14 protein-coding genes are annotated in these 19,657 nt (G+C 44.1%); all 14 read left to right on the forward strand.

The features are described 5' to 3' along the window. Positions 1–34 precede the first annotated feature (34 nt). On the forward strand, positions 35–931 hold the full coding sequence (locus tag DWW96_RS01450) for a hypothetical protein (RefSeq protein WP_008395327.1): 897 nt from the start codon (positions 35–37) through the stop codon (positions 929–931). Between the two features lie 27 nt (positions 932–958). Then, positions 959–1,177, forward strand: coding sequence for a DpnD/PcfM family protein (locus DWW96_RS01455; RefSeq protein WP_008395326.1), 219 nt, complete (start codon positions 959–961; stop codon positions 1,175–1,177). Next, on the forward strand, positions 1,174–1,542 hold the full coding sequence (locus DWW96_RS01460; RefSeq protein WP_005340528.1) for a hypothetical protein: 369 nt from the start codon (positions 1,174–1,176) through the stop codon (positions 1,540–1,542). Before DWW96_RS01455 ends, DWW96_RS01460 begins: the two co-directional genes overlap by 4 nt. Positions 1,543–1,556: 14 nt before the next feature. Then, entirely contained in the window at positions 1,557–9,197 is a 7,641-nt protein-coding gene (locus DWW96_RS14590; RefSeq protein ID WP_117908534.1) for a helicase-related protein, read from the forward strand. A 13-nt stretch (positions 9,198–9,210) separates the two neighbouring features. Next, on the forward strand, positions 9,211–9,828 hold the full coding sequence (locus DWW96_RS01470; protein WP_117908536.1) for a class D sortase: 618 nt from the start codon (positions 9,211–9,213) through the stop codon (positions 9,826–9,828). Beyond that, the gene (locus DWW96_RS01475; protein ID WP_117908538.1) at positions 9,821–10,219 is read left to right on the forward strand and encodes a hypothetical protein; all 399 of its coding nucleotides are present in this window, start codon (positions 9,821–9,823) and stop codon (positions 10,217–10,219) included. Before DWW96_RS01470 ends, DWW96_RS01475 begins: the two co-directional genes overlap by 8 nt. A gap of 3 nt (positions 10,220–10,222) precedes the next feature. Continuing rightward, a complete protein-coding gene (locus DWW96_RS01480) occupies positions 10,223–10,912 on the forward strand; it encodes a SpoVG family protein (protein WP_117908539.1) in 690 nt (229 codons plus the stop codon). A 59-nt stretch (positions 10,913–10,971) separates the two neighbouring features. Next, on the forward strand, positions 10,972–11,892 hold the full coding sequence (locus DWW96_RS01485) for a DUF6674 family protein (RefSeq protein WP_117908541.1): 921 nt from the start codon (positions 10,972–10,974) through the stop codon (positions 11,890–11,892). 179 nt (positions 11,893–12,071) lie between these two features. Then, complete coding sequence (locus DWW96_RS01490) at positions 12,072–13,037, forward strand: AraC family transcriptional regulator (protein ID WP_019160804.1); 966 nt, start codon at positions 12,072–12,074, stop codon at positions 13,035–13,037. A gap of 141 nt (positions 13,038–13,178) precedes the next feature. Beyond that, positions 13,179–13,775: an MptD family putative ECF transporter S component gene (locus DWW96_RS01495; protein WP_015535748.1), complete on the forward strand. Its 597-nt coding sequence runs from the start codon at positions 13,179–13,181 to the stop codon at positions 13,773–13,775. Beyond that, on the forward strand, positions 13,775–14,527 hold the full coding sequence (locus tag DWW96_RS01500) for an energy-coupling factor transporter transmembrane component T (protein WP_008395312.1): 753 nt from the start codon (positions 13,775–13,777) through the stop codon (positions 14,525–14,527). Before DWW96_RS01495 ends, DWW96_RS01500 begins: the two co-directional genes overlap by 1 nt. Next, complete coding sequence (locus DWW96_RS01505; RefSeq protein ID WP_055270719.1) at positions 14,524–15,990, forward strand: energy-coupling factor ABC transporter ATP-binding protein; 1,467 nt, start codon at positions 14,524–14,526, stop codon at positions 15,988–15,990. Before DWW96_RS01500 ends, DWW96_RS01505 begins: the two co-directional genes overlap by 4 nt. A gap of 126 nt (positions 15,991–16,116) precedes the next feature. Further along, positions 16,117–17,901 (forward strand): ABC transporter ATP-binding protein, encoded by a 1,785-nt coding sequence (locus DWW96_RS01510; RefSeq protein ID WP_117908543.1) that lies wholly within the window; start codon positions 16,117–16,119, stop codon positions 17,899–17,901. After that, positions 17,902–19,650: an ABC transporter ATP-binding protein gene (locus DWW96_RS01515; protein ID WP_117908545.1), complete on the forward strand. Its 1,749-nt coding sequence runs from the start codon at positions 17,902–17,904 to the stop codon at positions 19,648–19,650. Positions 19,651–19,657: the final 7 nt, after the last annotated feature.

Below are 19,657 nucleotides of genomic sequence, written 5' to 3' on the forward strand. Positions count from 1 at the left end.
AGGGCATAGTCCCTCTCTGAGACTGGAGGTAAGAATGGATTTAAAAGATATGATATTGGTAACAGAAAACGACAGGGGAACAGAGATAAATATGCTGATGACTCTGGATGATTATAAGAGTTTTATAGCAATTGATGACATGTCAGAGCTTGCAGACCATCTGTTGCAGCTTGGAAGGACACTTGGTGAAGCAGATAACTTCACAGAGTATTACAGGGCAGCAAATGTAACTGTATCTGCGAGATTCTGTCTGGATGATATTCAGCTGGGACATTTTCTTCAGGGGTTTTATAACGATTCCAAAAAATTTCGGTTTGATAAAGAAGCCAGTTCTTCTGAATGTGTTGCAAAGCTTAAGGAGATTGGAATGACCGATAAGGGCTGGGTGGATGATTTTAACCTGCATTATGAAATGGAGAACCGCTCATTTGAAAGGGGACAGACATTTCATAACTTCAATGACCATGATTACATGGTGCTTGAAGCATTATCACCAAGGAATCTTGTGGTGATGGATATGAAGTCAGGTTCCCTTACAATCGCCCTTGGTGCGACAGAGTATAAGCGTTATCCCAAGGATGAGAAGCCTACAAAGGACAATACCACAATCGGGGTATCGTGGGAGCATGGGATTTATCTTGGTTCCACACTCTCAACCACGAATTTCAAGGCATACAAGAGGGAGTATGGTACACCGGAAAAGATAGAGGATATCTATGATTACAGGGCAAAGCTAAAGCAGAAGTTCTATTTTTATCAGGATATGTCAAAGGATGATGATGTACCAAAGAAGCTGCAGAATGACTTCCTTCACCAGATGTATGAGGATTTCGGAACGATTGAAGAAGACTGTTTTTACGACAGGCTGGAAGATGGAAAGTACGATGAAGGCTTTAAGGAAAGACAGGTAAAGGAAGAAAAGAGCCGATGATGAGATTTTTACAGGAGGCGATATCATATGGAGCAGGAATTTGATGTTGAGATAAAGGAAGTGCTTTCACGAGTACAGAAAGTAAAGGCAGAGTCGCTTGATGATGCCATCAATAAGGCAATGGATATGTATTATGCAGAGCAGATAGTCCTTGGAGCAGAGGACATGAAGGGAGTTGATTTTGCGCCTATCAGCGAAGGTCAGCGCCCTTCTTCATTAAAAGAAAACGGAGGAAGAGCAAGATGAAAAGTGATTCAACAACAGTAATTAAGAACATGGAGTTTTTAGTAAAGGAACTTCATAAGGAGTGGGACAGATCGGGTGCTTCTAAGGCATCCGTTATTATTTCCCTTGAGGAAGTAGATGGTATCAATGATAAGTTAAAAGAGATTATCTATCAGACACAGAAGTCAGTCGATGAGGATGAGCTGACCTTTAAACAGAGCATTGCAAAGTCCAAGGAGTGCTATGTGATTCTTCGTGTGGTGCGTAAGATTGCAAAGAAAAAGGATAAATGCGAAAAACAGGCAATCGACAATGAATTTGCAATCGAGCTGGATAAGGATGAGTTAAAGCTATTTAAGGGATTGTTTGCAGAAATGTTTAAGTAGAGGAGGACAAAGGTATGGGCGTTGATATGAAGGTCAAAGCGATATACGATTCTGAAATTGGTAACATCACCAGATCAGAAAAGAACTGGAAGGATGTGTTAAAGGTCGCAGGTCAGTTATACCGCTATGAATTTGACAATATCGTTATGGTAACAGCTCAGAGACCTCCGGAAAAAAGCACACTCATGGCAGATTATGATACCTGGAAAAAGGTGGGAAGATATGTAAAGCGTGGTGCGAAAGGCTGCGCTATCTTCCCGTCGAGGGCGCTGAATCCACGCATGAGGTATATCTTTGATATCAGTGATACCGGAGGGAAGAATGTCAAACTGACATGGGACCTTGAGGGAGAAAATCTTAAGGATTATGTGGATTTTCTTGTGTCAGAAGGTCAGATTGAGCAATACGATAACAGCGACAGGGAGTCTCTAAAAAATATATTAAAACAGTTTACAGGAACAGATGTTTGGCTTATAATAAAAGAAGAGTTCGGAGACCGAATGACCGAGCTTATGCAGCTATCAGGTAGTGTGATAAAGGAAGAAAGTAAGAAACGCAATGGCTTACAGCAGGAAATGGACATGGAGCAGCTTGTATATGCAAGTGTCATGTATGCTGTAGGGACGAGATGCGGATTTGACTTATCTGTGCAAGAACAGGATTTTAGTCAGATCGTAAATATCAAAGACGAAGAGATCATTTACCGTCTTGGTTCCATTGTATGCGATGTCTCCTGTAGTGTTCTTAGAGAATTTAGTCGTAACTTAAAGGCAATCGAGAGCGAAAGGAGAATTGGATATGTTAGAAGAAATGACTTACAAGGAAGTGGACGGACTGCTTTATCCGCAGATAGAGATGCCGGACGAGACGGAGAATCTCACGAAGCTGGGCAAATACGGAAGGATGGCGATGAACTATCTCAAAGAGAACGAGCCGGCAAGATACAAGACGCTGATGAGATTCGGGAAGATGTACGAGAAGATGTCAGCGGTAGAGGAGGAAGCGAATCAGCTGTACGACCAGTTAGAGATGCAGTATCTGGCGAAGCACAAGCCACAGGATCCGTCATCGACAATGGAGATGTGGAAGATAAGAGAGCAGGCGAAGATGCAGGCAGAGGAAGTGGTACTGAATCAGATAGTGATGCGATTCCACTAGAATCAGATGATACAGAACTGAATAGGGAACTTGATGAAATCAATTCATTGGGTGTCAGTAAGGAAGCCGAATATACACAGGCTTCCTTTTTTTTCGACCAGAATGGGCAGGCAAGCATTGGCACCATTCATACTGAGGACGAAAACAATAATCAGTTTATGCGTCAGTTCGAGCAGGACAGAAAAGCTGCATTAGCAGGTAAATACAATTACCTGAATCCCAAAAAGTCTGCAACAGTACCAGGTGAGTATATCAAACAGGTGCTTATGAGAGGTACAGGTTTTATCGGTGGTAAGGGCAGGGTATGCAAGATTTTTGAAACAGAGATTGATGCAGGAACCAGAGCAAAGCGTATCAAAGCAGAATATGGTCAGGGAGGTGCAGGCTGGCCGGTTGACGGACTGGGACTGCACGGATATGACACATTTCATGGGAACGGACTGCGTTTTCAGTGGCGAGATGAGGATGGAGAGGTTGAAGGATATGTTTCATGGAAAGATATCGAAAAAGAGCTTGGTGTCCTTATTCTTACAGGGGAATACCAGCCTGAGACACCTCGTATTGATGAGCTTGCGATGGACGGACTCCGTGAGGATGATGAGATCATTGATGCCGAATATCGGGAAGTGGAACTGGAAGAGGCAGAATCAGAGATTGATGATTATGCAATACCGGATGAGCCGGAGAGCTATGCTTCTAACAGAGATTATGTAAGTGCAAAAGGCATGACACCACAGGAAGCTGCCGATGAAGACCGCATGGTAACACAGGCAGAATATGGTGCCGAGATAGAAGCTGAAACATCTGAAAAAGATCCATCAGAGCTTCAGTATATTACACCGATTGATTATTCCAAGCGTATTGCAGAGCTTGATGAAGACCTGCGTGATGCGGCGGAGATTCTTGTAACAGATTGCAGCTGCTACACTCCGTTTAGGGCATTCCTTATGGATGTGGTGCAGTCTGATTTTGCATTTATGCCCAATAAACTTGACCTTATCAGGGATATTGCATTAGGGACAGATAATGCAGAAAGAAAAGCATATTCCAACAATAAGTATGGTCTTGTGGAGTACTCAATCAGAAGCGGATATGTGAAGATCAGCTATAAGAACAGGAATGGTGTGCGTAAGGAAGGTGCACTCGATTGGCGTGAGTTATACGAGATTTTATCCTATATGGTAAAACAGCCATTTTACTGTGGAGAAGACCAGAAAAAGTATTATCAGGAGACAAAGCAGAAAGCTGACAGGGATAAGATGAATCCGGTCTATAAGAGATTCTTTGATATCGAGGATAGTGTAAGAGCCAATCGTCTTGAAACCAGGGAAAGAGCGATTGCAAATGGCTGGAATACCAAGATTGACGAGAATGGTCGTATTGTGTCAGATAATGTCGAACCAGCGTCAGTTGATGTATCTGATGATTTGCATCGAGATGACAGTCAAAGAGAATCAACCGAAGAATCTCAGTTACAGGATGAAACAGAACTGGCAGTTGCTGACAATCAGAAAAAGCACAACTTCCATTACAATCTCTGGGAGTTGGAAAAAGGCGGTGCCAAGACCAGATACAAGTGGAACATTGACGCAATCCGCACTTTAAAGCAGATTGAGTCAGAGAACCGCCTTGCCACACCAGATGAGCAGAAAATCTTGTCGAAGTTTGTCGGCTGGGGCGGACTGTCACAGGCATTTGACGAGGAAAACGCAGGCTGGAGCAAAGAATATGCAGAGCTGAAAGACCTTTTATCTGATGAGGAATACGGTGCAGCTAGGGCAACAGTAAACAATGCCTTTTACACTTCACCGGAGATTGCCATGTGCATGAACTCGGCACTTGTCCAGTTTGGTTTCAGAGGCGGCAATGTATTAGAGCCATCTATGGGTATCGGTAACTTCTTTGGAAGTATGCCGGCGCCTATGCAGAGAAGTAAGCTGTATGGGGTGGAGCTTGACAGCATTTCAGGAAGAATTGCAAAGCAGCTTTATCAGAATGCCAATATCAGTATCGCAGGATTTGAGAATACCACATATCCGGATAACTTCTTTGATGTGGTTGTCGGAAATGTGCCATTTGGTGATTACAAGGTATTTGATCCAAAGTACAACAAGTATAACTTCCGTATCCACGATTATTTTCTGGCAAAAGCACTTGATCAGGTAAGACCGGGAGGCATGGTTGCGGTGATTACCACAAAGGGAACACTTGATAAGGCAAATCCTACTATCCGAAAGTATCTGGCTGAAAGAGCAGAACTTGTGGGAGCGATAAGACTTCCGAATACTGCATTTAAAGATAATGCAGGAACCGAAGTGACAGCAGATATCTTGTTTCTGCAGAAGAGGGAGAGAAAGATTGATATTGAGCCGGACTGGGTACACCTTGGTGTGACTGAGAATGGCATTGCAGTCAACTCTTATTTTGCAGAGCATCCGGAAATGATGCTTGGGGCTATGGAGTATGATACGAGGATTTACGGACAGGACAGCAGGTATACAGTCTGTGTGAATGATGATGAGAACTTCAACATGTATGAAGCATTAAACAAAGCTATCAGTAATATCAAAGCCCAGATGACAGATTTTGAGAGAGTGGCAGATGAGGCGGAGCAGACAGAGGAAGTTATCCCGGCTGATCCGGATGTGAGAAACTACACTTACACATTTTTTGAAGGAAAGCTCTATTACAGGGAAAATTCCGAGATGGTAAGAAAAGAGGTATCACAGACTGCCGAGGAGCGAATCAGAAGCCTTGATGAAATCAGACAGATAACAAGAGATCTGATTGATATCCAGATGGATGGCTGCAGCGAGGAGGAGCTTTCTGATAAGCAGAGACTTCTTAATGTAAAATATGATGCCTTCGTAAAGCAGTATGGAGCCATTACTTCAAAAGCAAACAGAATAGCATTCAGGGATGACAGCGATTATCCACTTCTTTGCAGTCTTGAGGAAGTAAACGAAGATGGGGAGGTGAAAAAAGCGGATATGTTTTATAAGCAGACGATTAAGGCAAAGACAGTCATAGACAGAGTGGAGACCGCTGTGGAAGCATTAAATGTATCCGTCAATGAATTTGGATATGTAAATCTTGCCTATATGCTCTCTATCTATGAGCCGGATATTACAAATGCAAAGGAAAAGCTTGCAGAAGAGTCCGGACAGACAGTGGATGAGATAACTCTAAGTGACGATGCATTAGCAGAGCTTAGAAGGGCAGTTCTTGTGGAAGAGCTGGACGGACTGATTTTCCTAAATCCAGACCGCTACAACGAGAACAATCCGGACATCGGCTGGGAGACAGCAGACGAGTATCTTTCTGGCAATGTGAGAGACAAGCTTCGTGTGGCAAAGGCTATGGCAGCTGATACAGACAATCCGCAGGCAGAAAGATTTGCAGGCAATGTGGCAGCACTTGAAAAGGTGCAGCCGGAGTGGATTGAAGCATCAGACATTGATGTAAAAATTGGTACGACATGGATTGAACCGCTTGATTATGAGCAGTTTATCTATGAGCTTCTCAATACACCAAGAAGAGCAAGAGCAGTCAGAAGCCAGTTTTACAATACAGGCATTCAGGTACACTTAAATAAGATGAGCATGGAATGGTTCATCGAGAATAAGAGCATGGATAAGCATTCAGTGGCAGCTACTAAGACTTATGGTACAAGCCGCATGGATGCTTATTCTATTTTTGAGGATACGCTGAATCTTAAAACTGTAACAGTAAGGGACAGGATTGATGACGGTGATGGCAAATATCATTACGAAGTCAATAAGAACGAGACAATGCTTGCAAGGGAAAAGCAGAACATGATCAAGGAGAAGTTCAAGGAATGGCTGTTTGCAGAGCCGGAGCGAAGACAGAAATATGTGGAGTATTACAACGAGACATTCAATAACATCCGTCTGCGTGAGTATGACGGAAGTCACTTACAGTTTCCGGGAATGAATCCGGCGATTGAGTTAAAGCCACATCAGAAGAATGCGGTGGCAAGAATCCTTCTTGGAGGAAACACCCTGCTGGCACACTGCGTTGGTGCCGGAAAGTCCTTTGAGATGATGGCTGCCTGCATGGAGCAGAAGAGACTCGGACTTGCCAATAAGACGATCATGGTTGTTCCAAAGCCACTTATCGGTCAGACGGCATCAGAGTTTTTAAGGCTTTATCCGTCAGCAAATATCCTGGTTGCCACAGAGCGTGATTTTGAAAAGAGCCGCAGGAAGCAGTTCGTATCAAGGATTGCAACAGGTGACTATGACTGTATCATCATGTCGCACTCGCAGTTTGAAAAAATCCCGATCTCAGCAGAGAGAAAGGAAAGAATGCTCAATGAGCAGATTGATGAAATCAGCTATGCGATTGATGAGATGAAGGAGCGTAACGGGGAGCGTTGGACTGTAAAACAGATGGAAAGCCAGAAGAAAAAGCTGGAGGAGCAGCTGAAATCCTTATCAGATGAGAGCAGGAAGGATGACCTTATAACCTTTGAGGAACTTGGTGTGGACTCTATCATGGTTGACGAAGCGCACAATTTTAAGAACCTTGCGATTTTTTCCAAGATGAATAATGTGTCAGGTATCAGCAGCAGTGGAGCGAAGAAGTCAACGGATATGCAGCTTAAATGCCAGTATTTGTCTGAGATAAATGATGGCAGAGGCATTGTGTTTGCGACAGGTACGCCAATATCCAATACCATGTGTGAGATGTATGTCATGCAGCTTTACTTACAGAAAGCGGCACTTGAAGAGATGGGGATTTATCACTTTGATTCCTGGGCAGCGAACTTTGGTGAAGTGACAACAGCACTGGAGCTTACTGTAGAGGGAAGCGGTTTCCGTTTTAAAAGCAGATTCAATAAGTTTACGAATCTGCCGGAGCTTATGAATATCTTTCGTGAAGTAGCAGATGTGCAGACCGCAGACATGCTTGACCTTGATGTGCCGGCTCTTCGTGGCGGCAAGCCTATCATAGTGGAGTCAGAGCCTGACTGGTATGTAAAGCAGGTTATGGAAGACTTTGTTGTGAGGGCAGAGCGTATCAGAGGTGGTGGAGTTGATCCAAGTGTGGACAACTTCCTAAAGATTACTCATGAGGCAAGATTACTCGGAACAGATGCAAGGCTGATTGATAAGGACGCACCAAATAATCCAGATGGAAAGCTCAATAAGGTAGCGGAGAATGTATGGAAAGAATATGAGAAAGGAAATGCCAACGGTCATATAGGCTGCCAGCTTATTTTTTCGGATATCGGCACACCGGGACCGGATAAGGATTTTACCATCTACGATTATCTGAAGGAAACACTGATACAGTATGGTATTCCGGCAGAGGAGATAGCATTTATCCATGATGCAAAGACCGACGCACAGAGGGATGCACTATTTAAGGAAATGAGAACAGGTAAGAAAAAAGTGCTTATAGGTTCTACAGATAAATGTGGTACTGGCGTTAATGTTCAGACACATCTGGTTGCAATGCATCATGTGGACTGTCCTTGGAAGCCAAGCTCCATTGAACAGAGGGAAGGACGAGGCATCAGGCAGGGCAACGAAAATGAAGAGGTGGCAATCTATAGATATGTCACCAAAGGAACTTTTGATGCATACAACTGGTCGCTTGTTGAAAATAAGCAGCGATTCATCAGTCAGGTCATGACAAGCAAGGCTGTAAGCCGAAGCTGTGAGGATATCGATGAGGCAACACTTTCCTATGCAGAGATTAAAGCGGTTGCCACAGGCAATCCTTTAATCAAGGAAAAGATGGAGATTGACAATGATGTCCAGAGATTAAAGCTCTTAAAGGCATCCTATGACAATCAGAGATATGGATTGCAGGATAACTTTATGATTAAGTACCCGAAGCTTATTAAGACAGCAACAGAAAAGCTTGCCAATGTAAGAGAAGATGTAAAGGCAAGGGATAAAGAACTGATTGATAATCCGGAATTTGCCATTACCATAGGCAAAGCAACCTACACAGAGCGTGTGGATGGAGGAACGATGATGCTTGAAGCAATCAGCAAATGCAAGACCGGAGAGACAACTGCAATCGGCAAGTTCCATGGATTTGAGCTGCTTGTGGAAAAGAACTTCCTTGGTATCAATTATATGGTGCTTCGTGGAAAGACTGAGTACAAGGCAGAACTTTCCACAAGTCCGGTCGGCAGCATGGTAAAGCTGGAAAACCTGTTCAATGGACTCCATGAGAACATTGATTTCTTAGAAAAGAAGATTGAGCAGTACCAGAATGACCTTGAAGCATCAAAGGCAGAGTATGACAAGCCATTTGCATACAGCAAGGAACTGGAAGAAAAGCTGTCAAGGCAGTGTGAACTGAATGCCCAGCTTGACCTTGAGAACGCAAAGGCTGTGGATGCAGACCTGAGCGGACCGGAGGAAGAAAGAGAAGCAGATGACAGGATGGAATCTGCAGCAATTGTAGCAGAGGATAAAGGTGCTTATCCAGCCGACAGAGAGGGCAGAACACGATAGGAGAGTGAATAATATGAGCATAAGAAAAGTGGTCGCAGGACTACTGATTACAGCAGGGATTGCCATTATGGCAGTCCCTTTTTTCTGGCGGGCAACAGGAGAAAAACAGACAGAACAGCTCATAAGTGAATTTGAGCAGACATTGGAGGATGATTACGATGAAGAAACAGATGTGGAGGAAGAGCAAACCTCCATTAGTGAAGAGGATGAAGCCATTCTTAAAGAAGGCGGTGTTATCGGCATCATTGAGATACCGAGCATAGATATCAGATATCCGGTAATGGAAGGAACGAGTGTGGATGTCCTTAATGTCGGGATTGGTCACATACCTGAGACAGCAGGAATCGGAGAAAGTGGTAACTGTGTGCTGTGCGGTCATAATGGCAGCAGATATGGCACATTTTTCACACCACTAAATCAGATTTCCATAGGAGATGATGTGACAATTATCGACAAAAACGGACAGACTCATATCTATGAAGTAACAGGTACAGAGGTGGTAAATCCTTATGACAACAGCATCAAGACTCAGGGAGAGAAAAAAGAATTAACTCTTTTTACCTGTTCGCAGAAGGGTACTATGCGTTTTGTGGTCAGATGCAGATATAAGGAGGCAGTTGTGGATGAATAAAAGATACAGACTGTGTGATGTGGAAGAAGCTGTATCAGAGTCAGAGGAGCTTATTGATATAGCAGATGACATTGCAGAGATAGATGAAGATATGCAGCTTGTCATAAGCGGATGGGCTGTGTATATAGAGAGTCTTAACCTTACGCTTAGGCAGGGAATAGCCTGTGTATGGGATGAAGGGGAAAGACTTTTTATGCCGGACTTTGATGTGACAGTTGTGTATGAAGGAAACATCGAAAGTCAGGAATGGCTCTATTATGAGCAGGATGGATTTGTTGTTACTCTTGGCAACTGGTTAAATGGCAGGATGTCAGGTGGACAGATAGAACAGCTTTGGTGTGAGCTTGTCATACCGGAAACTAATAATACAGATAATGAAAGCGAGGAATAGCGTATGAAGTATTCAATTAAAGTAAACGAAGTAAGAAGCAAAGAGGGCAGTAATATCAAGGGATTTGCCACAGTGGTATTTGGGGATTCATTTAAGATTACCAATATTGCAATCCTTGAGAATAAGGACAAGGGTGAGCTTTTCGTATCAATGCCTAGATACCGCTCCAATGAGCGTGATGAAAGCAATGGCGTCATCTATAAGGATGTGTGCAATCCTATCACAGCAGAGTTTCGAGAGGAACTCTATACCAATATCCTTGATGCCTATGCAAGAATCAAGGAACCGGAGAAAGAGGAGACACAGAAGCAGGACAGAACACAGGAAATGCCTGAGTTTTCCGTAACTGTGACACCTTATGAGAGGGAAGGCAGTAACATCAAGGGACTTGCACGTATTTATTTTGAAAACAGTTTCATCGTAAATAATATCAATATCGTGCAGGGAAAAGAGAAAATCTTTGTATCAATGCCTTCTTATAAGACAAAGCAGGTGGACGAGCAGGGCAAGCCAATCTATCAGGATGTCTGCTATCCGGTCACAAAGGATTTCAGGGAAAAACTCTATAATGAGATTATCTCGGAATATGAGAAAGCAAAGGATAAGAGCAACGAAAAGGCAAGAGAGAGTGCAGAGAAACATCATGGCAATCCCGATAAAGAGAAGGACAAAGAGGCTACACCCTTTCGATAATTAGTAATCAAGGTACAGGGGCGGCCAAGGCTGCCCCGTTTATGAATGGAGGAAACAGAATGGATATGGAAGCAGGAAAAACACTTACCAATGAGGAGGTCATAAGAGAACTTCTCGAATTGTTAAAGAAAAATGCCATGAAAGAGCAGGCAAATGATGTATTTGAGATATGCAGCTATGTGGATGGACTGGAGAAAAAGATTGATTCCATGACGGAAGAACTTACCAATATGCAGAACCAGATTAAGGAAATGCAGGAAGATACGCTTATCAATAATGCCCAAAAGGCATTATCAGAGGCACAGGAGCGACTTAACACAAGATGTGAGCAGATTAAATCACAGGTGTTTCAGGTGAAAGAGCAGGTGAAATCTACTGCAAAAAGCATTGTTGATGAAGCTAAGGTAAAAGGTAGAGAAGTATTATACAGAGTATCAGAGTTCTTAGGAATAAAGAATAAACTTCTTAATATCCGGGAGAATGTAAGAGGAGCAATCAAGACTTCGAATAAGGATATAGCCAAAACTGCATTGCTTGGAAAAGAACTTCGTGAAGCAGGACAGACAACAGTCAATGCATTCCGTACTTTTGCAGATAAGCCGGAAGTGGATTATTCGAAGAAAAAACAGAATAATCCAATAAACAAAGCAGTGCTTGCACCTATGAAAGCAGTGAAAAAGATGCTTGTATTAATGGAGTTGCATCTGGATGCATCTATTGATAAGCTGGATAATCTGGCAATGAATGTGCAGATAGATAAGGAAAAGCATAAGGGTAATGTGAAGAGCGTGGAACAGACAGAGCCGGAGAGGGCAGAAGCTGAGCGAGTGGAAGCAGAGGTTGTATATTCACCGATGGTCGCTGAACCACAGGAATATCAGTATAATGCAGATGCATTTGAAAATTATTTGAGAGATAATGCTGCAAATGATAATAAGAACAAAGAAATAATAATGCAAAAGGATAAAAATGTACGATGAGTTGGCATAATTCGTAAATTAATTGCCACTACGTTTTTGAAATAGCATTGAAGTGGTATCTACGATGTTTTGATGTGAAATGGATTCTGCGGTATACACAAGGAATACAAATTGACTTTTCCAGGTTGGTGTTGTAAACTATGATTAGCTTTGACTAACCATAAGGAGGGCGCTCATACATGACAAATCAATACATGAATAATCTTTATCGTGATCTGCTCTCTAATTCACCGCAGACGATCACCATAGATATTCCGGCAGACATGGGAACCGGTCAGATTTCGCAGATCGTCACGAAACAGGGAGCAGTTGTTTCAGACTGGAGAATGAATTACTTTTCGGATATGAACGTGCAGGGAGTGAGCAGTGAAGAATACATACAAATGCTGTTCTGCTTCAATGACGGCGTTTCCTGGAATATCGCAGACAACCGGCAAAGTGCCAGCATACAAAAGGGTGAATCCTGTATTTATCGCGGCCACGGGAAAATGGAATATCTGTGCTATTCTAAAAAGAGCGATTTCCTTTTCAAAAATGTGAAAATACCTCTATCCTATTTCTATAAGATTCTGAATGACTACTTTGAGGCTGGTGAGATCGAGGTCTATCAGAAAAAATTATTGGACGGCATATCAAAGGTGAATATCACGCCCTATATGGAACACATTTTTGCGGAGCTGCAAGACTTCACGCAATATCGCGGCGGGTTGGGATACCTGTTTCTGGAAAGCAAGGTCTTTGAGCTGCTATCGGTATATTTGAGCGAGGTCCTGGAACTGAGTATTCTCGCGTCAACCTACGTTGCAATTTCCAGAAGTGACCGGGATTCCATCATAGAGGCAAAGCGAATTATTGACAGCCAGCTTGCCCTGGCTCCGAGCTGCGAGGAATTGGCGCGTCAGGTCAATATCAGCACTTCAAAATTGACGAAGGGCTTTTCCTCCCTGTTTGGAACATCGGTTCATGCGTATGTCATCGACCAGCGGTTAGAAAAGGCGGCAAGCCTGCTGTTAGAAAGTAATTTGAATGTCAGCCAGGTGGCTATACTGGTGGGATATTCAAAAGCGAGCAATTTCGCAGCGGCGTTCAAAAGGAAATACGGAGTGAATCCGAAAAACTATAAAGCAGAAGCTACGATTGGATAAACGCAAAAATACTGATTTTGGGTAGAATAAAATTGGTTTTGGGTTGGAATCGTGGGTGCAAATTGTTATTATATGTGGTGTGGTTAGAAGAAGCTAACCACACCACATTTTCATTTTCTCAGAGATAAGGAGGATACTGGTATGAGTTCCCAGAAAAAAAGTTCCCGGCTTGAGGGAAAAGATTTAATTACTATCGGCATCTACACCGTCATCTATGTCGTGATTGTTATGCTGGTGGCGATGCTTGGCTTCATCCCCATTTTTATTCCGCTGATGGCGGTGCTGTGCCCTTTGATTGGCGGCATCCCCTATATGCTGTATGTTACAAAGGCTAAAAAATTCGGGATGACTGCAATCATGGGTTTCCTGATTGGCCTAATCATGGTGTTCTTCGGCAACGGCTATCTTACCATGGTAACTGGTCTCGTTGGCGGCCTGTTGGCCGACGTGATCCTGAAAAAGGCGGACTACAAAAGTGCAAAGAGTACAGTTCTTTCCTGCGGTGTGTTCAGCATCTGGGTGTTTGGCAACTTTGCTCCCATTTTCCTGAACCGTGAAAGCTATATGGTAATGTTGACTGAAGGATACGGCGCTGAATATGCAGCTACCCTTAATACATATATGCCTATGTGGATTGCGCCTATTCTGCTGGTTGCCTGCTTTGTGTTTGGCCTTGTCGGAGGTATGATTGGGAAAGCCATTTGCAAAAAGCACTTCCAGCGTGCCGGTATTGCATAATGGCGCGGGAAATTCTGCTCAGCAAAAAAACAGAACAAGGGTTACGGCTCGATCCGCGTACAAAACTGTTGCTCATCTTCATCATAAGCATTTTTGTCATGGGCGGAACAGGCGGAGAAGCTATGGGGCTGATCCGCCTTGCTCTTTGTACGGTTCCGGCTATATTGCTGCTTACCTCGAAGCAATGTGTAAAAGCTGTGGGCTATATTGCTGTGTTTTCTGCTTTTTATGCTGTTCAAATTTATGTTTTGCCGCACCTTACGGGGATATTGAATTTCCTCGTTCTGTTTACAACCGGATTCTTCTGCCGAATCCTTCCCAGTGTTGCGATTGCTGCCTATGCAGTGAAAACAACAACGGTCAGTGAATTGATTTCCGGCATGGAAAGAATCCATATGCCTAAAGAAGTGACGATCCCCTTAACGGTCATGTTCCGCTTCTTTCCAACTGTCTTTCAGGAGTCAGAAGCAATCAGTGACGCTATGAAAATGCGTGGGATTAAACTTGGAGGGAAAAAATCTTCAAAAATATTGGAGTATAAGCTGATCCCGATGATTACCTGCTCCGTGAAAATCGGTGAGGAACTTTCCGCTGCGGCAATTACCCGTGGCCTCGGCGCTCCTGTCAAACGCACAAACATTTGCCAGCTTAAATTCAATTTTGCCGATGTGGTGCTGATCTTGTTTTGTTGCTTTGTAGTGTTTTGGGCGATTGCTTCCCCGATAATTTCCGCAGGAGGGATTTTGCCATGATAGATTTTCAAAATGTTTCTTTTTCTTATGGTGAAGAATCCAGCGGCGGAGGGATTAGAAATGTCAATCTCACCATAAACACAGGGGAATTTGTTTTACTCACGGGAGAATCCGGCTGTGGGAAAACAACGATTACCCGTTTGGTAAACGGGCTGGTGCCTCATTATTACGAGGGCAATTTAGAGGGCGATGTCCTTCTGGACGGAAAAAGCGTATCAGATACGCCGCTTTATGACTTGGCTGCTATGGTGGGATCTGTATTCCAGAATCCCAAAAGTCAGTTTTTCAACGTGGATACGGATAGTGAATTAGCCTTTGCCTGTGAAAATTTAGGCTATCCTCAGGAGGATATCCTGAAAAGGATTGACCGGACAGTTTCCGATTATCATATTGAAGATTTGATGGGGCGAAGCGTGTTTGCTCTGTCCGGGGGCGAAAAGCAAAAAATAGCCTGTGCTTCATCAAGTGTATTGCTGCCGGGAATTATGGTCCTGGACGAACCATCTTCTAATTTGGATATGGCTGCTATTGATGACCTGCGGCAGGTCCTGAGCCTCTGGAAAAAGCAGGGCAAAACAATTCTGATCGCAGAACACCGCCTTTACTACCTTCACGATCTTGCAGATCGTGTGCTGTATGTAAAAGATGGGGAGATTGAACGGGAATACACACCTGCTGAATTTGACAGCTTATCGGATGGCACTCGAAAAGAAATGGGACTGCGGCCGTTTTCTCTCTCGAAGTTGAAGCCTGCGAATCAGTATCAGGCGCATACAGCTAAACAGATGGAATTTCAAAATTTCTGCTTTGCGTATAAAAAGCGGGAACCGGAAAGCCTCCATATTCCGAGTGCAGAACTGCCTGTTGGAGAAACGATTGCCATTATCGGTCTGAATGGCGCTGGAAAATCTACTCTGGCCCGCTGTATTTGCGGACTGGAAAAGAAGTGTGGCCTTTTGCAGGTTGACGGGAAAACCCTTGATTGGAAAGCCCGGCTCAAACATTGCTACATGGTAATGCAGGATACCAGCCATCAGCTATTTACCGAAAGCGTGACGGATGAAGTGCTTCTGAGCATTGACAACGAGGATGAAACTGTTGTGGATAAAATCCTTAAACAGTTTGATCTGCTGGAATATAAAGACAGGCACCCGCTTTCTCTTTCCGGCGGGCAAAAACAGCGGGTAGCGATCGCGTCTGCCATTGTGAGTAACCGGGAGATCATTGTGTTTGACGAACCAACCAGCGGGCTTGATCTCAAACATATGCGGGAAGTTGCGCGGAGTTTGAAGTCACTCGCAGATCAGGGCAAAACGCTTCTTGTTATTACGCATGATCCGGAGTTGGTGATGGCGGGATGTTCGTATGTAGTCCATATGGAAAAAGGGCAAATAAAAGAAAGCTATCCATTGGACGAATCCGGCAGTAAAAAGGTTTTGGATTTTTTCCGAATCCGCCAGTGAATTTTAGAAATTATGAATGTCAGGGCCGCCTTGACTGGACAGAAAGATAATGATAAGAGGCCGCTTTACTTTGGCGGCCTCTTGTTTTTGAAGCACAGACAGTACGGCTCAATATAAGGAGGGCTTATGTTCAAAAAAATCTTTGAGTACGCAGGGCCATATAAGAAAAATATGTATGTGGCCACGGTTGTCGTACTGGTCAGCGTTCTTATGGGCGTCCTGCCTTTTGTGCTGGCCTATCAGGTCATTTCGCCATTGGTTATGGGCGATTCTGTTGAAACAGAATTTGTTTTATTGCGTGTTATAGGGGTTTTGATCTGTCTTGTTTTGCAGGCGTTTTTTTATGGATGGGGATTATCAATTTCTCATAAAGCAGCATATAACACATTGTTCCGTCTGCGGGTATCTCTGCAAGAGAAGTTTGAGAAACTTCCCCTTGGCATTGTGGAGGAAAAAGGGACAGGGACAATCAAAAAGCTGTTTGTCGATGATGTGGACAGCTTGGAATTGCTCCTTGCTCATTCAGTCCCGGAGGGTATCGCAAATTTACTGATCCCGCTGGTGATTTATGTTGCTATGTTTTGTGCGGACTGGAAACTGGCTCTTATGTCTTTGGCCTCTATCCCGATCAGCCTGCTCTCCATGGTCATTATGTACTCTGTTGGAATGAAGCGCATGGGTCCCTACTATCAGTCTGCACAGAAAATGAACAACACGATCATTGAGTACATCAATGGTATGGAGGTTGTCAAGGTTTTCAACCGGGAGAGTGAATCTTACGAGAACTTCCGCAAGGATGTAACGGACTATCGGGATTATACCTTGGCATGGTATAAGGCCGCCTGGCCCTGGATGGCGATATACGGAAGTCTGCTGCCCTGCACTGTTATTCTGACTTTGCCTCTTGGGGCATGGTTTGTTCTCTGTGGCATAAGCACTTTACCTGATTTGATTTTAGTCCTCTGCCTTTCCCTCAGCATTGGGATTCCTCTCCTGAAAGCACTGGGCTTTATGGAGACGATTCCGAATCTGAATTATAAGATCACGGCACTTGAACAGATGTTAAATACGGCACCGCTGCAAGCTGCTGAGGATGATTTCCACGGACAGGATTTTAACATTTCTTACGATCATGTTTCCTTTGCGTATCAGACGACACAGCCTGGCCCAGATGGGAAACCGATAATAGCAGAAAACGAAGTCCTCCACGATATTACCTTTGTGGCACAAGCAGGACGAAAAACTGCCCTAGTTGGTGAATCCGGTTCTGGCAAGAGCACCCTTGCAAAACTGTTGCTCCACTACTATGACCCGCAGAAAGGGAGCATTTCCATTGGCGGGCAGAAACTTTGTGATATGAGCCTGGAGGCATTGAACAGCCGCATTTCCTATGTGGCTCAGGATCAGTACCTGTTTAACACCTCCCTGCTGGAAAATATCCGTCTTGGACGTTTGGATGCTACCGATGAGGAAGTAATGCAGGCGGCGAAGAAAGCCCAGTGTATGGAGTTTCTGGAAAAGCTGCCGCAAGGTATTCACTCCATGGCGGGCGATGCGGGGAAAATGCTTTCCGGGGGGCAGCGCCAGCGAATTTCCCTGGCGCGGGCAATATTGAAGGATGCCCCGATTGTAGTGCTTGACGAGGCCACGGCCTATGCTGATCCAGAAAATGAGGAAAAAATGGAGGCTGCTATTGCGGAGCTGGTGAAGGGAAAAACCTTGGTAGTTATCGCTCACAAACTTCCCGCTATAATGAACGCAGATCAAATATGCGTTATGGATCACGGAAAGATGGTGGCAACCGGAAAACATCAGGAGCTGATTCAAGCTTGCCCAGAATACCAAAAGTTGTGGAAAGCGGCTCAGGACAGCGCCGAGTGGAAAGTATCTACTGCAAAGGAGGGAAGATAAATGTTTGCATTGATTTCAAGAATCCTGAACCTCTCAGGGAGGTATAAAAGCCGTATTCAAGCTGCATTTCTATGTGCATTTGTCGAGTCCATTCTCTCCAAAATGCCGATCTTCATGGCGTTTATTGTCTTGGACGGGTTTGCTGATAATACGCTGACTGGAAAGACCTGTCTGTTTGTCGGACTTGGATTATTAGCTGTTGTAGTGGTTCAGACAGTGGTTCACTATTTGAGCGACCGTCTGCAAAGTGCCGCTGGATTTATGATCTTTGCTGATAAACGGATGGAGTTGGGAAATCATTTAAGAAAAATGCCGATGGGTTACTTTACATCGGGGAATATTGGCAAAATCAGCTCTGTTCTCAGTACGGATATGGTATTCATTGAGGAAGTTTCTATGAGTACCATTGGCAACATGATGAGCTATATGCTGTCTACTTTGGTTTTAGCTGTTTTTATGTTCGTACTGGATTGGAGACTTGGGCTGATTGCGGTAATCATTACCTTGCTGGCATCACTGGTTGCAAAATATATGAATAAGGTTTCCTTCAAGGAGGCTGTCGGGCGTCAAAACCAAAGCGAGAATTTGACGGATGCGGTCTTGTCTTTTGCTGAAGGAATTGGGGTTATCAAAAGTTACAATCTGCTCGGAGAAAAATCTGACGAATTAACGGAAAACTTCAAAAAATCAAGGGATGTCAATACGAAGTTTGAGCAGAAAATGACACCGTGGACCACTGGCTTAAATATTCTCTATGGCGTGGGTATTGCCGCTATCTTCGGTTTATCCGTTTTTTTACATCAGGAAGGCGTACTCTCCCTGGCTTATCTTTTGGGCGTGCTGCTGTTTGTCTTTGATCTCTTTGGACCTCTGAAAGCTCTTTATGGAGAAGCAACCCGACTGACCGTGATGAATGCCGCATTAGACCGCATTGAAGCTGTTTTGGACGAGCCTGAACTTCCCGATAACGGAAATCAACATATTCTGTCACAGGCACAGCCGGATCAGCCAGAAGTACAATTTAGCGATGTGGGCTTCGCCTATCAGGACAAGGAAGTCCTGCACAACATCAGCTTCTCTATGCAGAAGAATACCATGACCGCACTTGTGGGACCGTCTGGCGGTGGCAAATCCACGATTGCGAACCTTCTGGCGCGGCTGTGGGATGTGAAATCCGGCAAAGTGACAATCCGCGGTACAGATATTCGGGATATACCTCTCGCCGAACTGATGGAACAGATCAGCATGGTTTTCCAAAGGGTGTACTTGTTCCAGGATACCATTTACAACAATATCAGCATGGGTAAACCGGACGCTACCGAGGAAGAAGTCTATGAGGCTGCAAAAAAAGCCCGCTGCTATGATTTTATCATGGCGTTGCCAGATGGATTCCAGACAGTCATCGGTGAAGGCGGCGCTACTCTGTCCGGCGGCGAAAAGCAAAGAATCTCTATCGCCCGATGCATTTTGAAGGACGCACCGATTGTCATTCTGGATGAAGCGACTGCAAGTGTTGATACCGATAATGAAAGCTATATCCAGGAGGCAATCAATGAGCTGGTAAAGGGTAAAACATTACTTGTGATTGCACACCGCCTGAATACCATCCGTCAGGCAGATCAGATTTTGGTGATCTCTGATGGACGGATCAGCGAACAGGGAACCCATGACGAGCTTATGGCAAAAGCCGGGATTTATCAGGATTTTGTAAATATCCGTAAAAAGGCTTCCGGCTGGAGCCTTGCATAAAGGAGGA

Source organism: Eubacterium sp. AF17-7 (genome assembly GCF_003461285.1).
In the GTDB taxonomy this organism is placed as follows: Bacteria; Bacillota; Clostridia; order Lachnospirales; family Lachnospiraceae; genus Eubacterium_U; species Eubacterium_U album.

Coding starts and splice junctions, on each gene's coding strand:
- DWW96_RS01490 (WP_019160804.1), top strand. CDS start 12,072: ATGACAAATCAATACATGAATAATCTTTATCGTGATCTGCTCTCTAAT.
- DWW96_RS01505 (WP_055270719.1), top strand. CDS start 14,524: ATGATAGATTTTCAAAATGTTTCTTTTTCTTATGGTGAAGAATCCAGC.
- DWW96_RS01480 (WP_117908539.1), top strand. CDS start 10,223: ATGAAGTATTCAATTAAAGTAAACGAAGTAAGAAGCAAAGAGGGCAGT.
- DWW96_RS01500 (WP_008395312.1), top strand. CDS start 13,775: ATGGCGCGGGAAATTCTGCTCAGCAAAAAAACAGAACAAGGGTTACGG.
- DWW96_RS01470 (WP_117908536.1), top strand. CDS start 9,211: ATGAGCATAAGAAAAGTGGTCGCAGGACTACTGATTACAGCAGGGATT.
- DWW96_RS01495 (WP_015535748.1), top strand. CDS start 13,179: ATGAGTTCCCAGAAAAAAAGTTCCCGGCTTGAGGGAAAAGATTTAATT.
- DWW96_RS01475 (WP_117908538.1), top strand. CDS start 9,821: ATGAATAAAAGATACAGACTGTGTGATGTGGAAGAAGCTGTATCAGAG.
- DWW96_RS01460 (WP_005340528.1), top strand. CDS start 1,174: ATGAAAAGTGATTCAACAACAGTAATTAAGAACATGGAGTTTTTAGTA.
- DWW96_RS01485 (WP_117908541.1), top strand. CDS start 10,972: ATGGATATGGAAGCAGGAAAAACACTTACCAATGAGGAGGTCATAAGA.
- DWW96_RS01510 (WP_117908543.1), top strand. CDS start 16,117: ATGTTCAAAAAAATCTTTGAGTACGCAGGGCCATATAAGAAAAATATG.
- DWW96_RS01450 (WP_008395327.1), top strand. CDS start 35: ATGGATTTAAAAGATATGATATTGGTAACAGAAAACGACAGGGGAACA.
- DWW96_RS14590 (WP_117908534.1), top strand. CDS start 1,557: ATGGGCGTTGATATGAAGGTCAAAGCGATATACGATTCTGAAATTGGT.
- DWW96_RS01455 (WP_008395326.1), top strand. CDS start 959: ATGGAGCAGGAATTTGATGTTGAGATAAAGGAAGTGCTTTCACGAGTA.
- DWW96_RS01515 (WP_117908545.1), top strand. CDS start 17,902: ATGTTTGCATTGATTTCAAGAATCCTGAACCTCTCAGGGAGGTATAAA.